Below are 15079 nucleotides of genomic sequence, written 5' to 3'. Positions count from 1 at the left end.
TACCGGTGTAAGGTGTCGTATTCGCCGCTCAGGGCAAGACCAAACAGACCCCTGAAGGAGGACATTCTGACCTCAGCCCTGGATTTGATCAGTGGGGCGACCTGCGGGCCGCCCCCTCGCCGTCCAAACTACCGGGGCAGCTTGCTGGACCCCATCAGGAAGGCGTCGACCGCCTGGGCGCACTGACGGCCTTCCCGAATGGCCCAGACCACCAGGGACTGACCCCGGCGCATGTCACCGCAGGCAAAGATGTTGGGGGCCGTGGTCCGATAGTGGGTCACTGGCGCCTTGACCGCACCACGGGGATCAAACTCGACCCCGGCCTGCTCGGTAAAGGCGTTGTGCCGCGGACTGACAAAGCCCATGGCCAGCAGGACCAGATCGGCCTTAAGGGTGAAGGCGCTGCCCTCGATTTCCTGCATGGACATCCGGCCATCCGGCCCCTTGACCCACTCGGTGCGCACGCACTCCAGAGCCTCGACCTTGCCGTTGGAGCCAATGGCCCGACGGGTGGCGACCGCAAAGTCACGTTCACAGCCTTCTTCGTGGCTGGACGAGGTCCGCAGCTTCATGGGCCAGTCCGGCCAGGTCATGGACTTGTTTTCCCGGGCCGGGGGCTCGGGCATGATTTCCAGCTGGGTCACGGACGCGGCGCCATGACGGTTCGAGGTGCCGATGCAGTCAGACCCCGTGTCGCCACCGCCGATCACCACCACATGTTTGCCCGTGGCGGAAATGCCGCCGTTCGGAGCGGCGCGCAGTTCGTCATCGCCAGCGTTTCGCTTGTTCTGCTGGGTCAGGAAATCCATGGCGAAATGGATGCCGTTCAGCTCGCGGCCTTCGATTTCGAGGTCGCGGGGGTTTTCAGACCCGCCGGCCATGACCAGCACGTCATAGTCGTCCAGCAGGCGCTGGACCGAGACAGTCACGCCCACTTCGAAATTGGTGCGGAAGATGACGCCTTCGGACTCCAGCTGGGCCACCCGACGGTCAATCAGGTGCTTCTCCATCTTGAAGTCCGGGATCCCGTACCGCAGCAGGCCGCCGATCCGGTCGTTCTTTTCAAAGACCGTAGGGGCATGACCGGCGCGCGCCAGTTGCTGGGCGCAGGCCAGACCGGCAGGCCCTGATCCGACAACGGCAATCCGCTTGCCGGTGCCGCGGGGTGCCATCTGCGGCTTGATCCAGCCTTCTTCCCATCCCTTGTCGACGATCTGGCACTCGATGGTCTTGATGGTGACCGGGGTGTCCTGGATGTTCAGGGTGCAGGAGGCTTCACAGGGCGCAGGACAGACCCGGCCGGTGAACTCCGGGAAGTTGTTGGTGGACTGCAGGTTCTCGACCGCCGCCTGCCATTGCTCCCGGTAGACGAGGTTGTTGAAGTCGGGGATCTGGTTGTTCACCGGACAGCCCTGATGGCAGAACGGAATCCCGCAATCCATGCAGCGCGAAGCCTGCGCCACCAGATCCGAAGCCGGCAGCGGATTGACGAACTCGTTCCAGGTGCGCAGCCGCTCCTGCGGCGACACATAGGTGCGGTCCTGACGGTTGGTTTCCAGGAAGCCTGTGGGCTTGCCCATGGGAGGTCTCCTTATTCGGCGGCGACCGAGGCGGCGGCCTTGCGGGCTGCAGCCTGGTCAATGAGGGCGCGGCGATAATCCTGGGGCATGACCTTCCAGAAGCGGCCGCTGGCGACAGCCCAGTTATCCAGAATGTCCTTGGCCCGCTGGGACCCCGTATGCAGCAGATGCCGCTCCACAAGGATCTTCAGGCGCTCGGCGTCAAAGGCCAGCATGTCGCCCATGCCGGCATTATCGACCGAGATCGACTTCTGGCTTGGCGCGCCTTCGCCATCTCCGGAGGAACCCGCCGGAGCGATGCGCTCCAGATCCACCATCGAGGTGTTGCACAGGGCCGAGAAGCGGTCGGTGGGGTCATAGACATAGGCGACGCCGCCGGACATGCCCGCCGCGAAATTGCGGCCGGTATCGCCCAGCACCACCACCACGCCGCCGGTCATGTATTCGCAGCCGTGGTCGCCCAGGCCTTCCACCACCGCTGAGGCGCCGGAATTGCGAACAGCAAAGCGCTCGCCAGCAACGCCCTCGATATAGGCCTCACCAGCAATGGCGCCGTACAGAACCGTGTTCCCGACAATGATGTTCTGGGTCGGATCGCGCCTGGCTTCCTTGGGCTGACGGACAATGACCCGTCCGCCGGACAGCCCCTTGCCTACATAGTCATTGCCATCGCCGATCAGTTCCAGGGTCACGCCCCGGGCGGTGAAGGCGCCGAAGGACTGCCCCGCCTGACCGGTGAAGGTCAGGGCGATGGTGTCGTCCGGCAGACCGGCATGGCCGTGCGCCCGGGCCACAGCTCCGGAGAGCATGGCGCCAACGGTGCGGTTGACGTTGCGGATCGGATAGATCGCCCTGTGCGGCGCCTTGGTGTCGATGGCGTTTTGGGCGTCGGCGATGAGCCGGTTGTCCAGGGCCTTGTCGACGCCGTGATCCTGACGATCACGGTTCCACAGCACGCTGCCGGGCTGGGGCGGGACCACGTGGAGGATCTTGCTCAGATCAACGCCGTCCGCTTTCCAGTGATCAATGGCCGGCTGCATGTCGAGGCGATCAACCTGGCCGACCATTTCCGAAACCGTGCGGAAGCCCAGATTGGCCATGATCTCGCGCAGCTCTTCCGCCACGAAGAAGAAGTAGTTGATCACGTGCTCGGGCTGACCGGTGAACCTGGCGCGCAGGACAGGGTCCTGGGTGGCGACGCCCACCGGACAGGTGTTCAGATGGCACTTGCGCATCATGATGCACCCGGACGCGATCAGCGGCGCCGTAGCGAAGCCGAACTCATCAGCCCCAAGCAGGGCGGCGACGGCCACATCACGACCGGTCCGCAGACCGCCGTCCGCCTGAACCGCGATCCGCGAGCGCAGGCCGTTGAGCAGCAGGGTCTGCTGGGTTTCGGCAAGACCGATTTCCCAGGGTGAACCGGCATGGGTCAGGGAGGTCAGGGGCGAGGCCCCGGTTCCACCTTCATAGCCGGAAATGGTCACGTGGTCGGCCCGGGCCTTGGCGACCCCGGCGGCCACGGTTCCAACGCCAACTTCCGAGACCAGTTTCACGGAAATCCGGGCGCCCGGATTGACGTTCTTCAGGTCGTGGATCAGTTGGGCCAGATCCTCGATGGAATAGATGTCGTGGTGGGGGGGCGGGCTGATGAGGCCCACGCCGGCCGTCGAGTGACGAACCCGGGCAATATTGGCGTCCACCTTGTGGCCGGGCAGTTGCCCGCCCTCTCCGGGCTTGGCGCCCTGGGCCATCTTGATCTGGATGTCGTCGGCGTTGACCAGATATTCGGCCGTAACGCCAAACCGCCCCGAAGCCACCTGCTTGATGGCTGAGCGCATGGAGTCCCCATTGGGCATGCGCACAAAGCGGTCAGACTCTTCGCCGCCCTCCCCGGTGTTCGACTTGCCGCCGATCCGGTTCATGGCGATGGCCAGGTTGGTGTGGGCTTCGCGACTGATGGAGCCGAAGCTCATGGCGCCCGTCGCAAACCGCTTGACGATCTCGGAAGCTGGCTCGACCTCATCCAGGGACAAGGGCGTCGAAGCCACCTTGAACCGCATCAGACCGCGGATGGTGAGAAGGCGCTCGGACTGCTCGTTAATTCCTGCAGCGAAGGCCTTGTATTCATCCGGAAGATTGCCACGCACTGCATGTTGCAGACGGCTGACGGTCTCTGGCGTCCAGGCGTGTTCTTCCCCGCGCAGACGGAAGGCATAGGTGCCGCCGACGTCCAGCATGGACTGATAGATCGGCGCGTCGCCAAAAGCGTCGCGGTGGCGACGGGCGGCTTCCTCGGCGATCTCGAGCAGGCCGGCGCCTTCAATGGTGGTGGCGGTGCCTGTGAAATAGCTCTCAATGAATTTTGACGACAGGCCAACGGCGTCAAAGATCTGGGCGCCGCAATAGGACTGGTAGGTCGAGATGCCCATCTTGGACATGACCTTGAGGACACCCTTGCCCACCGCCTTGATGAAGTTCTTGCGCGCCTCATAGGCGGTCTGCGGCAGACCATTGCGGACCCGGATGTCCTCGAGGGTCTCGAATGCGAGATACGGATTGACCGCTTCGGCGCCATAGCCGGCGAGGACGCAGAAGTGGTGTACTTCACGGGCTTCGCCGGTCTCGATCACCAGGCCGGTCTGCATGCGCAGGCCTTGCCGGATAAGGTGATGGTGGACCGCCGCCGTCGCCAGGGCCGCCGGGATCGGGATCCGGTCCGGTCCGGCTTCACGGTCCGAAATGATCAGGATGTTCATATCGGCAAGCACCTGATCGGTCGCCTGCCGGCAGAGGCCGTCGAGGGCCGCTTCAAGGCCGCCGGGGCCAGCTTCCGCTGGCCAGGTAGCGTCCAGGGTCGCCGTCCGGAAGGCGCCATCCACCAGTTCGTGGATGGAGCGGATCTTGGCCAGGTCCTCGTTGGTCAGGATGGGCTGGGCCACCTCCAGCCGCTTGTGCGCCCCGGCCTGACGGCCAAGCAGGTTCGGCCTCGGGCCGATCATGGAAACCAGACTCATGACCAGTTCCTCGCGGATCGGGTCGATGGGCGGGTTGGTCACCTGGGCGAAGTTCTGCTTGAAATAGTCGTAGAGCAGCTTGGAGCGCCGCGACAGGACGGCGATCGGAATGTCGGCGCCCATGGAGCCGATCGGATCATCACCCGTGCGGGCCATGGGCTCCAGGAAGAAGGACAGGTCTTCCTGGGTGTAGCCAAAGGCCTGCTGCCTATCGAGCAGGCTCGAAGGGTCGTTGCGCGGCGGCGCCTCTGAGGGAGCTACTTCACCAAGGTCTTCAAGCTTGAACTGGGTGTTCGCCAGCCACTCGGCATAGGGCTCGGCGTCGGCCAGCTTGGACTTGATTTCCTCGTCCTCGATGATCCGGCCTTCTTCCATGTCGATCAGCAGCATCTTGCCGGGCTGCAGCCGCCACTTGCGCAGGATCCGCTCTTCCGGAATCTGCAGGACGCCCATTTCCGAAGCCATGATCACATGGTCTTCGTCAGTGATCAGGAAGCGCGCCGGGCGCAGGCCGTTCCGGTCCAGGGTGGCGCCGATCTGGCGTCCATCGGTGAAGGCCACGGCGGCAGGGCCGTCCCATGGCTCCATCAGGGCAGCGTGATACTCGTAGAAAGCCTTCCGCTTGGCGTCCATGAGCGGGTTGCCGGCCCAGGCTTCCGGGATCAGCATCATCACGGCCTGAGCAAGGGGAATGCCCCCGGCCAGCAGGAGCTCCAGTGCATTGTCCAGACAGGCGGTGTCGGACTGACCATGCGGGATCAGCGGCCACATCTTGGTGAGGTCAGGACCCAGAAGGTCGCTTTCCAGGGTGCGGCGGCGTGCGTTCATCCAGTTGACGTTGCCCCGCACCGTGTTGATTTCGCCGTTGTGGGCGATGAACCGGTAGGGGTGGGCCAGCTTCCAGGACGGGAAGGTGTTGGTGGAGAACCGCTGGTGCACCAGGGCCAGGGCCGACTCCGTGCGCGGATCTGTCAGATCCCTGTAGAAGCTGCCCACCTGATGGGCCAGCAGCAGGCCCTTGTAGACCACCGTCCGGGTCGAGAAGGACGGCAAGTAGAGCTGGGTCAGGTTGGGCAGGTTCTTCTTGATGGCCAGCTCGGCCAGCGGGTTCTGCAGCTGCTTGCGGATGGTCAGCAGCTTGCGCTCGAAGGCGTCCTGATCCTTGACGTTGGTTCCCATGCCGACAATGGCCTGGGCGATCACTGGCATCTGGGCCAGGACAGCCTCACCCAGCCCCGTCGTGTCCGTCGGGACCTCACGCCAGGCGATGAGGTGCTGGCCCTCAACCTTCAGAAAGTGTTCGAACTGGGAGATTGCGACTTCCCGGGTTTCCTTGTCCTGAGGCAGGAAACACATGGCCACGGCATACTGGCCGGCTGGCGGAAGGTCGACTTTCGCGTCCTTGGCCCAGTCGCGCAGAAGCCCATCCGGAATCTGAATCAGAATCCCGGCGCCATCGCCAACGAGGGGGTCAGCGCCCACGGCGCCCCGGTGATCGAGATTGACCAGAATCTCAAGGCCGCAGGTAATGACCTCGTGGGATTTTCGGCCTTTGATATTGGCCACAAACCCCACGCCGCACGCATCATGCTCGTTGCGCGGATCGTACAAACCTTGCTTTTCCGGAGCGCTCATAGCGTTCCCCAATCTACCAAAATCCAGGCACGCTCCAACGCGGCCGCTAGGGCCGTGAAGGCGTGTTCCGGGGGGCATTAGCGGCAAGATCGACCCTTGTCGATGGCCCGGAACCTATGGATTTGAAAAGTTTTCCTAACAGAGCGAAAAATGGGGCGCCCGGACCAGGCCGTTCCGCGCCGGGTGCGGCGTGAGAAGGATCGCTGCAGGCGATCAGTCGTCCAGGAGGGCCTTGCCAGCCTGGCGAATGTCGTTGCAGCCGGTCAGTATCATCGCGGTTGTCAGCTCGGAGCGCATGACCCCCAACATGCGCGAAACCATCGCTTCTCCGCCTGCCCCGAGGGCATAGGCCCATGGCCGCCCAATGAAGCAGGCCCTGGCGCCAAGGGCCATCGCCTTGAGGACATCGAGGCCAGATCTGACGCCTCCGTCCACATAGACTTCCAGGTCGGCGCCAACGGCATCAACGATCCTGGGCAGGGCCGCTACAGAGGACTTCACGGCATCAAGCTGACGTCCTCCGTGATTGGAGACGACAAGGCCCTGGGCGCCAGCCCGCACCGCTTCCTTCGCGTCGTCCGGATCAAGCACGCCCTTGATGACGATAGGGCCGCCCCAGACTTCACGGACGAACTCCAGATCCTTCCAGGTCACCGACCGGTCAAAGTTTCTGGCGATCCAGCCAAGGAAGTCCGTGACCTTGCGGCCTCCGGGAATGGCGTCCTGTACGTTGCCCAGGGAATGGGGCCGACCATGCAGCATGACATCCCATGACCATTCGGGGTGGGTCATGCCTTGCCATGCCGTATTGGCGGCGCCGGATATTCCAGTGGCGCCGGTAAAGCCTGACTTTATATCCCGATAGCGGGCGCCCGGCACGGGCAGGTCCACCGTAAAGACCAGTACAGGACAGCCGGAGGCCTTCGCCCGCTCCAGCAGGGCCCGCATATAGCCCCGGTCCTTCAACATATAGAGCTGGAACCATGGCGCCGTAACAGATCCGGCGACCTCTTCGACCGAGCACACGCCAACTGTAGAGAGGCAGAAGGGAATTCCTGCGGAAGCAGCGGCGCGGTTGGCCTGAACCTCCCCCCGCCTGGCATACATGCCCGCCATTCCCACCGGAGCGAGCCCCACCGGCATGGCCCATTTCTGGCCGAGAGACTCGATGGAAAGATCCACCTGGGTCATGTCCCGCATCACCCGCTGCCTCAGGGCAATGGTCTCGAAATCCTCAACATTCTTTCTCAGTGTAACTTCGGCATAGGCGCCGCCATCTATGTATTCAAAGAACATGGGAGGCAGCCGACGTCGGGCAAGCTCGCGATAGTCCTTGATCGACGCTGGTTTCATGACCGTTTCTTCCCTCTCGCCTATCCAGGCTGGCTGGCCTGCGGCGGCGGCGACATCACAATCCACACCTGATGCGCCCTGGCCAGCAATTCTCCCTGAGGCGAGTGTAGGGCAACACCTGCCGTTTCCTTGCGCCCCTCCCTGGCGATGGGCCAGGAGGTAATGATGCAGGTCTCCCCGGCGGCAGGGCGGCGCAGGACTTCACCGGTCATGGTCCCCAGAAGGGCGCCGTGACGACCCTCCTTGACCACCCAGGAGAAAAAGCCGGGGCAGTCCAGGGCGCCCCAGATGACATCCACCGGAATGAGCCCATCAGAATCGACGAAATTGGCATGCGGCGTCCAGGGGCAGGCAAGATATCCGGGCTCCGCGCCTCCAACCTGTCCGGGGAAAATCCGCAGCCCCTCCCCTTCCACGCGCTCCGGGCCGCAGGTGAAGCAGATCGGATGATAACGTCCCGTGTGCCCTACGTGGCGCGCTTCGGCAGCTATCGCCTGATCAAGGCTCGGGGGTTCTGGAACCTGTGGAAGGTCCGCCTTGGCAGCCATGCGACCGGCCCCGATGAGATTGCCTTCGTTATCGAAGAGCTCGGTGATCTGGTCGCCGACTTCGAGGCGAAGGCCGACATCAAGCGGAATGCGCGCCTTCAGCATGGCTGTGGCTGGTCCGTCGATATCCTTCGCAAGAATCCCGCAGCAATAGCCGCCATTTCCCGAATTGGGAGGACCGCAAAACTGTTGGGTAACGACGAGGTCGGCCATAATCGGCTCCAAATCTACTTGGTCGGAAAATATCAGCGAAACGAATGGCGCGGATTTTCCACAACTGCCCGCCGCGTGAAAGCAATTTGTGGGGATGGTGTGATTGGACGCGGACGACAGTCGCGCTAGATTGGCTCAGTTTTCCGCCAAGCGGATTCGAGGAGCGCCCTATGACCGACCAGACTGCACGCCCGTGGGCCCTGATGCGCCACCACGCCGGCTGGGCCGATGTATTCCTGATCGAGAAGGAGTCGGCGGACTCAATTACAGGAGTCTATCCGGATCGCGAGACCGTCGGTCCTCCAGTAAACTACAGCGTTCGCGCCATTCTTGCCCGCTTTGAAACGCTGGAGGGCGCACGTGCAGCCCGTGAAGGCGCAGTGCTGGAATGGCGTAAGCACGATGCTGACGTCCGGGACGCCGAAGCCAAGCTCCGGGAAGCCGAGAAGGCCCGTGAAGACGCCTGGCTCACCTGCCTTCGTGGAGCCGCAGGCTAGGCGTGAATTTGGCCGAGGCTGCAGTGAACTGCATCCTCGGACCGGGCTCATTCAACTGTCAGTGGCCCTGAGCGTCCGCGACCTCAGGCCCGCGATACTTGGTGTGACAGGCCCCGCAAGCGCCCCCCATGGCCTTGGCCTGGGTTGAGATCGCAGCAAGGTCCCCTGTCGCGGCGATGGCCGCAAGGGCCGCGCTCTGGGTTTCAAGATTCTTGGCTGCGGCGGCAAATCCAGCTGCATCCGACCAGATTTCCGGCTTCGCCCTCGTCTTGACGCCGCTTTCAGCACCTGTTCCGGCCGGGAACCAGGATGGAATCTGATGGGCAAGACCCTCAATGGTCTTTGCCTTCGCTGCGATGGCAGCTGTGTCGGGCTTTTCGGCCTTCAGACCATCCATGATCGCTTTGAACGCGCCAGCGACTGTATGAAACTGGTCATGTCGCGCTTCATAGGCCTTGGCCGCATCGACTGCAGCCAAGGCTGCTGTGGCTGAAAGCGAGCAGCCCGCCAGCAGGGCCACGGCTATTCTTGAGTTCCTGGAAAACATGCTGCGACTCTTGTCTGGGGGATGGGAAGCTACCGATAGCTTGCGGGCCCACGCCAGCAAGGTCAATCACCTTGGAATACCGCGGATCAGTGCCGGATTCCGCGGCCGGAGAAGGCTGTGAAAGCCGTCCTCGCAATGATCCAGATGTCCAGGAACACTGACTTGGTTTCGAGGTACTGGGCGTCCAGCCTGGCTTTTTCCGGAATTGGCAACTCGTCCCGCCCGTTGACCTGCGCCCAGCCGGTGAGGCCAGGGCGCAGCACCTGGACACCAGCCTCGTTTCTCAGGGCCATCAGATCGGCCTGACTATGCAGGGCCGGACGAGGTCCAACCAGGCTCATATCGCCCTTCAGAATACTCCAGAGTTGTGGGAATTCATCCAGACTGTGGCGACGCAGGAACCGACCAAGCGGGGTTATCCATCGGTCAGGATCAGGCAACAGGTGTGTCGCGACATCGGGCGCGTCCACCCGCATGCTTCTGAATTTCGGCATGGAGAACAATACGTTGTTCCGCCCCACCCGGGACGACCAATGCAGGGCCGGGCCTGGGGACTCAAGCCGAACAGCAACGGCGATAAGCAGGAGGATCGGCGAAAGCACAACGAGCCCCACCGTTGCTCCAACTATGTCCAGACCACGCTTGATCAAGCTTGCCGCCACATCCAGAATCCAGGACCGGAACTATACCGAAATTTGAGCAATCAGATACCTCGTCACAGTCGCCAGAGCCGGGCTTCGCCGCTTTCACCGAGGTTTCCGACCACCCATTCGACGACTTCCCTGATCGAATCCTCAATCCCGTCAATTGGCCGCACCAGAACCAGGGCACAGCCGTTCATCTTCATCGGATCCATGAGTGGCCGCATGCGGGCCTCTGCCACAAGAATGGGGCCAAGCTCCGCATCCTCGATCGAGCGAAGAAAGCTGTCGAGGGTCTCAAGGTCCTTGAGCGGTAGCCAGATCAGAAACCGCAAAGCTGGCGCACGACGTCCGGCAGACCTGAGAACCTCGGTAATTCTGGCATAGTCGTCAGCCCGCTCGAACGGTGGGTCAATGAGAACAAGGGTCTGACCCTCTGCCTGTCCCAAGCTTGATGCGCGATCGAAACCATCTGCACAGGCAGTTTTGACACCAGCTCGCCCGCGCATGGATTCTGCCAGCGCCGAGTGCTCCTCCGTTCTCAATTCGCACGCCAGATAGGAGTCGCCGGCTCGAAGCCTGCTGGCGATGAGTTGTGGGGAACCTGGATAGATGCTGACAACCCCGACTGGATTCAGGGCCTCCATGTCGGATCGCAGGATTTCCAGGCCAGCCGGAAGGCCTGTGGCGTTGGCGAGTCGACCTATTCCAGCCTTGGCTTCCCCTGATCTGGAGGCATCCGCATTGCCAACATCGTATATGCCCCGGCCCGAATGGGTATCGACGACCCGCAACGGCTCATCTCTGGCGAGAAGCCGTTCCATCACCAGCACCAGAGCCGCGTGCTTGATCAGATCTGCAAAGTTTCCCGCATGGAAAGCGTGCCGGTAGTTCATCGCAGGGACAAGCCAAGCCGGAAGCTCCGCGGCGCTGCAAAGCTGCTAACGCCATCACCCGTCTGCCCTACAACTATATCTGTATCAGCCACATTCTCGACGGCCGCGTATACCGAAGCACGTTCCCCCAACCGCCATTCCGCCCGCACATCCACACCGACCGAGGCTGGAAGGATCCGGGTGTTCAGATCATCTTCAAAACGGTCGCTCTCGTAGCGGGCGTTCGTGCTCAGAGTGAGCCTTGGTGAGGCTTCCCAGTTAAGGCCTCCAGTGATCGTCAGTCGCGGAGCCTGAGCCGGTCGCTTGCCGGTCAGTTGAGGGATCGTTCCGCCGCCGTCAACCCGCGCCCGGGTATAGGCGCCAGCCAGGTCCAGACGCACTGCCCCATAGGAGCGACGCAGTTCAGCCTCGACGCCGGAAGCTTCAATCTCACCGGCATTCTGACGCATGCGCAAGGCGCCGCCAGCAGGAATGAATCCAGCGATAGGAAATGTCCTGGGGCCTACACCGACGGTCACATTCGTAACGGGATCCTTGATCCGGTTTTGGAAGATGGTGAGAGACCAATCTCCAAAACCACTTCCCCCGATCCCGAACTCACCGCCATAGAGCGTCTCCGGGGTCAGGGCTGGATTGGCCTCTGTGACATCGTTTCCAACCCGGAAGGGACGATGAAGCTCATTGAGTGTCGGAGGGCGAAAGCCGACATAGGTCGCGGCTCTGAGCCAGGCGTCTTCGCGGAAGCTCCATCTGACACCAAGGCGACCGGTTGGGGTCGTCCCGGAGTTATCTCGCGCTGGATTGTCCAGTGTCAGAACGCCTGTCGCAAGATCGCGCTCGATCCGCACTGCACCTTCCTGGCGCCACTCATCCAGACGAACCCCACCCGCGAGAAGTAATGGACCTGAGCTACGCGACAGATCGAGGTAGATTCCGCCAATCGCCGTTTCGCCACCACTTTCGCGGCCGCGTGTGAATACGCCGTTCTGGAACCGGAACCGCTCGAAAGCCCGGCCTGTCGCAAGCCGTGCGTCGACTCCGGCTTCCCAGGACCAGACCTCCCCCCGCCCCTGCAAGGCAGCATTGAAACCATATCCGAGAGCGGGCGTCGAATACTGATCCGCCGCCGGGGTCGCCAGGGCTCGGCCAACAGCCACAGCTACGGAACCATTTGAAAGATCGCTCTTTTTGACCCAAGCCTGCAGTCGCCATCCGGATCTCTCATCAATTTCCGCCAGGGTGAATGCGAGGTCAGCGCCCTTCGCTTCCGAATTTGCTCCAAGCAGCCCAGCCCCTCGTCTCTCCTCATATCCGCCAAGACGAATAGCCGCCCTGGCGCTTCCGAGGTTCGCGTCAATCTGGCCGCTGATACTTGCGCTGTTGAATTTGGTTGGCGTATCAACCCTGCCGGCAGACGGGCCCCGCACTGGCCGGTAACCGTCGCTGCTCTCTACGGCAGCAACAAGAGTCAACCCGTCGCCACCTCCAACGCCTGCCAGGCGCTTCCAGCCGAAGGAGCCCATCCCGGCTGATATGGACGACTGACCCTGCCCCAGCCGGCGTTCCTCCAGCGCAATCACCCCTGTCAGGGCGCCTGCGCCATATGCGCCAGCCCCGGCGCCGCGCACGATCTTTACACCGGAGAGCCCCTCGACCGGGAGAGACGACCAGATAACCCAGCCGCCGAACGGGTCATTGACAGGGGTCCCGTTCAGCGTGACCAGCGCGCGCCCCGCACCTGATGGTGCAATACTTCGCAGTGAAATTCCCTGGATTGTCGGATTTGCCCCGTCGCTGCCCGTCCTTCGAAAGAGCGAAACGCCAGGAACCGTCTTCAGGGCGGCATCCAGCCGAGGCGCCCTGGCAAGGTCGGCCAGATCAATCTGCCTCGCGGAGAAGACCGCTTCCCCAGCCAATGGTGGCAGGCGCGGTGCTTCCACGACCACGGCTGCGACTTCCGTCTGGGGTAGGGGCATGTCCATGGGACCGTCTCCGAACAGGATGTACTTCTTGGCGGTCCTGCCAGGAAAAGTCGACACAACACGAAAAAAGCCCCCCGAAAACGGAGGGCCTTAATGGAAGACTTGGGTGCGGGGACAGGATTTGAACCTGTGACCTTCAGGTTATGAGCCTGACGAGCTACCGGGCTGCTCCACCCCGCGGCAAGTCTGCGACCTGAGCAGGAGAAAATCGTAATTGAAGGGTTTTGACACACATCCGTTTTGTAGACCTGGCAGCGACCTACTCTCCCGCGCCTTAAGACGAAGTACCATTGGCCCAGAGAAGCTTAACGACCGAGTTCGGAATGGGATCGGGTGGGGACCTCTCGGCATAACCACCAGGTCAACAAAACGGATGTTGAGAAGACATCATCATAGAGAAAGAGCTTCAAAGCGCTCTCATGAGTTCAACTAAGAACGATCAAGCCGATCGAGCGATTAGTACCAGTAAGCTACACGCGTCACCGCGCTTCCACACCTGGCCTATCAACGTGGTGGTCTACCACGGCTCTCGGCGAAGCCTTGTTTTGAGGTTAGTTTCCCGCTTAGATGCTTTCAGCGGTTATCTAGTCCACACTTAGCTACCCTGCTGCGCGGCTGGCGCCACGACAGGTCCACCAGAGGTGTGTCCATCCCGGTCCTCTCGTACTAGGGACAGATCCTCTCAAGCTTCGTACACCCACGGCAGATAGGGACCAAACTGTCTCACGACGTTCTGAACCCAGCTCACGTACCACTTTAATCGGCGAACAGCCGAACCCTTGGGACCTGCTCCAGCCCCAGGATGTGATGAGCCGACATCGAGGTGCCAAACTTTGCCGTCGCTGTGGACGCTTGGGCAAAATCAGCCTGTTATCCCTAGAGTACCTTTTATTCGTTGAGCGATGGCCCTTCCATACAGAACCACCGGATCACTATGGCCGACTTTCGTCTCTGCTCGACTTGTCAGTCTCGCAGTCAGGCGGGCTTATGCCATTGCACTCGACGAGCGATTTCCGACCGCTCTGAGCCCACCATCGCGCGCCTCCGTTACACTTTGGGAGGCGACCGCCCCAGTCAAACTACCCGCCACGCCATGTCCCGAACCCCGATAAGGGGCCGCGGTTAGACGTCAACAGCAACAAGGGTGGTATTTCAAGGTTGGCTCCACCGAAGCTGGCGCCCCGGATTCATAGCCTCCCACCTATCCTACACATGTTGCAGCTAACGCCAAGGCGAAGCTGTAGTAAAGGTTCATAGGGTCTTTCCGTCTGACCGCGGGAACCCCGCATCTTCACGGGGAATTCAATTTCGCTGAGCCCATGCTGGAGACAGTGGGGAAGTCGTTACGCCATTCGTGCAGGTCGGAACTTACCCGACAAGGAATTTCGCTACCTTAGGACCGTTATAGTTACGGCCGCCGTTTACCGGGGCTTCAATTCGGAGCTTGCACCCCTCCTTTTAACCTTCCGGCACCGGGCAGGCGTCAGACCCTATACGTCGCCTTGCGGCTTCGCAGAGCCCTGTGTTTTTGATAAACAGTCGCTACCCCCTGGCCTGTGCCACTCTTACCTGGTTGCCCAAGTAAGAGTCACGCTTATCCCGAAGTTACGCGTGCAATTTGCCGAGTTCCTTCAGCATGGTTCTCTCAAGCGCCTTGGTATACTCTACCTGTCCACCTGTGTCGGTTTCGGGTACGGTCTCCGTTGGAGTTATTTCCAGGAACCCCTTCACTGCAAGGAACAATCCAATAAGCCCTCACAATTTACGGCATTCGTCACTTCCAACTGGCTCAGGAATATTCACCTGATTCCCATCGACTACGCCTTTCGGCCTCGCCTTAGGGGCCGGCTAACCCTGCGCAGATTAGCTTTACGCAGGAACCCTTGGACTTTCGGCGAGAGTGTCTCTCACACTCTTTGTCGCTACTCATGTCAGCATTCTCACTTCCGATACCTCCAGCCAGCCTCGCAGCTGACCTTCACAGGCTTACGGAACGCTCCGCTACCGCGTGCTTGCGCACACCCATACCTTCGGTGAATGGCTTTAGCCCCGTTACATTTTCCGCGCAGGATCGCTTGACCAGTGAGCTGTTACGCTTTCTTTAAATGATGGCTGCTTCTAAGCCAACATCCTGGTTGTCAAAGCAATCCCACATCGTTTCCCACTTAGC

9 protein-coding genes, 1 tRNA gene and 2 rRNA genes (1 of these 12 only partly in view) are annotated in these 15079 nt (G+C 61.5%); 1 reads left to right on the top strand and 11 read right to left on the bottom strand.

What is annotated here, in order from left to right:
* Nucleotides 1-128: 128 nt before the first annotated feature.
* The 4 genes from gltD to CFE28_07665 all read right to left on the bottom strand — a co-directional run bounded on the left by gltD (nucleotide 129) and on the right by CFE28_07665 (nucleotide 8346).
* On the bottom strand, nucleotides 129-1580 hold the full coding sequence (gene gltD, locus CFE28_07680; GenBank protein OYU69887.1) for a glutamate synthase: 1452 nt from the start codon (nucleotides 1578-1580) through the stop codon (nucleotides 129-131).
* Nucleotides 1581-1591: 11 nt separating this feature from the next.
* On the bottom strand, nucleotides 1592-6232 hold the full coding sequence (locus CFE28_07675) for a glutamate synthase large subunit (protein OYU69886.1): 4641 nt from the start codon (nucleotides 6230-6232) through the stop codon (nucleotides 1592-1594).
* A 213-nt stretch (nucleotides 6233-6445) separates the two neighbouring features.
* Nucleotides 6446-7585 (bottom strand): alpha-hydroxy-acid oxidizing enzyme, encoded by a 1140-nt coding sequence (gene lldD / locus CFE28_07670; GenBank protein OYU69885.1) that lies wholly within the window; start codon nucleotides 7583-7585, stop codon nucleotides 6446-6448.
* 20 nt (nucleotides 7586-7605) lie between these two features.
* Nucleotides 7606-8346 carry a hypothetical protein gene (locus CFE28_07665; GenBank protein ID OYU69884.1) on the bottom strand — a complete coding sequence of 247 codons (741 nt, stop codon included), beginning with the start codon at nucleotides 8344-8346 and terminating at the stop codon, nucleotides 7606-7608.
* A gap of 170 nt (nucleotides 8347-8516) precedes the next feature.
* On the opposite strand from CFE28_07665, the gene CFE28_07660 reads away from it, so the two are divergent.
* Nucleotides 8517-8843 carry a hypothetical protein gene (locus tag CFE28_07660; protein ID OYU69883.1) on the top strand — a complete coding sequence of 109 codons (327 nt, stop codon included), beginning with the start codon at nucleotides 8517-8519 and terminating at the stop codon, nucleotides 8841-8843.
* A gap of 58 nt (nucleotides 8844-8901) precedes the next feature.
* Here the strand turns inward: CFE28_07660 and CFE28_07655 are convergent, their stop codons facing one another.
* From CFE28_07655 to CFE28_07625, 7 genes are all read right to left on the bottom strand, one after another.
* Entirely contained in the window at nucleotides 8902-9390 is a 489-nt protein-coding gene (locus CFE28_07655) for a cytochrome C (GenBank protein OYU69882.1), read from the bottom strand.
* A gap of 86 nt (nucleotides 9391-9476) precedes the next feature.
* Complete coding sequence (locus CFE28_07650) at nucleotides 9477-10037, bottom strand: lipid carrier--UDP-N-acetylgalactosaminyltransferase (GenBank protein OYU71609.1); 561 nt, start codon at nucleotides 10035-10037, stop codon at nucleotides 9477-9479.
* A 68-nt stretch (nucleotides 10038-10105) separates the two neighbouring features.
* Nucleotides 10106-10927 (bottom strand): 23S rRNA (adenine(2030)-N(6))-methyltransferase RlmJ, encoded by an 822-nt coding sequence (locus tag CFE28_07645; protein OYU69881.1) that lies wholly within the window; start codon nucleotides 10925-10927, stop codon nucleotides 10106-10108.
* Complete coding sequence (locus tag CFE28_07640; protein ID OYU71608.1) at nucleotides 10924-12903, bottom strand: TonB-dependent receptor; 1980 nt, start codon at nucleotides 12901-12903, stop codon at nucleotides 10924-10926. The genes CFE28_07645 and CFE28_07640 overlap by 4 nt, the downstream gene beginning before the upstream one ends.
* A gap of 109 nt (nucleotides 12904-13012) precedes the next feature.
* Nucleotides 13013-13089: transfer RNA gene (locus CFE28_07635), tRNA-Met, on the bottom strand.
* A gap of 66 nt (nucleotides 13090-13155) precedes the next feature.
* Nucleotides 13156-13270: ribosomal RNA gene (gene rrf / locus CFE28_07630) — 5S ribosomal RNA — on the bottom strand.
* A gap of 70 nt (nucleotides 13271-13340) precedes the next feature.
* Nucleotides 13341-15079: ribosomal RNA gene (locus tag CFE28_07625) — 23S ribosomal RNA — on the bottom strand; it runs 1054 nt beyond the window's last position.

This window comes from Alphaproteobacteria bacterium PA2, from assembly GCA_002256425.1.
Lineage (GTDB): Bacteria > Pseudomonadota > Alphaproteobacteria > Caulobacterales > Caulobacteraceae > Phenylobacterium.
The sequence above is the reverse complement of the archived record's forward strand: the minus strand, read 5'-3'. Positions and strand labels throughout refer to the sequence as shown.

Bases quoted from the DNA above. Each gene is read 5' to 3' on its own strand.
- gltD (OYU69887.1), bottom strand. From the start codon at position 1,580: ATGGGCAAGCCCACAGGCTTCCTGGAAACCAACCGTCAGGACCGCACC.
- CFE28_07675 (OYU69886.1), bottom strand. From the start codon at position 6,232: ATGAGCGCTCCGGAAAAGCAAGGTTTGTACGATCCGCGCAACGAGCAT.
- lldD (OYU69885.1), bottom strand. From the start codon at position 7,585: ATGAAACCAGCGTCGATCAAGGACTATCGCGAGCTTGCCCGACGTCGG.
- CFE28_07665 (OYU69884.1), bottom strand. From the start codon at position 8,346: ATGGCCGACCTCGTCGTTACCCAACAGTTTTGCGGTCCTCCCAATTCG.
- CFE28_07660 (OYU69883.1), top strand. From the start codon at position 8,517: ATGACCGACCAGACTGCACGCCCGTGGGCCCTGATGCGCCACCACGCC.
- CFE28_07655 (OYU69882.1), bottom strand. From the start codon at position 9,390: ATGTTTTCCAGGAACTCAAGAATAGCCGTGGCCCTGCTGGCGGGCTGC.
- CFE28_07645 (OYU69881.1), bottom strand. From the start codon at position 10,927: ATGAACTACCGGCACGCTTTCCATGCGGGAAACTTTGCAGATCTGATC.
- CFE28_07640 (OYU71608.1), bottom strand. From the start codon at position 12,903: ATGCCCCTACCCCAGACGGAAGTCGCAGCCGTGGTCGTGGAAGCACCG.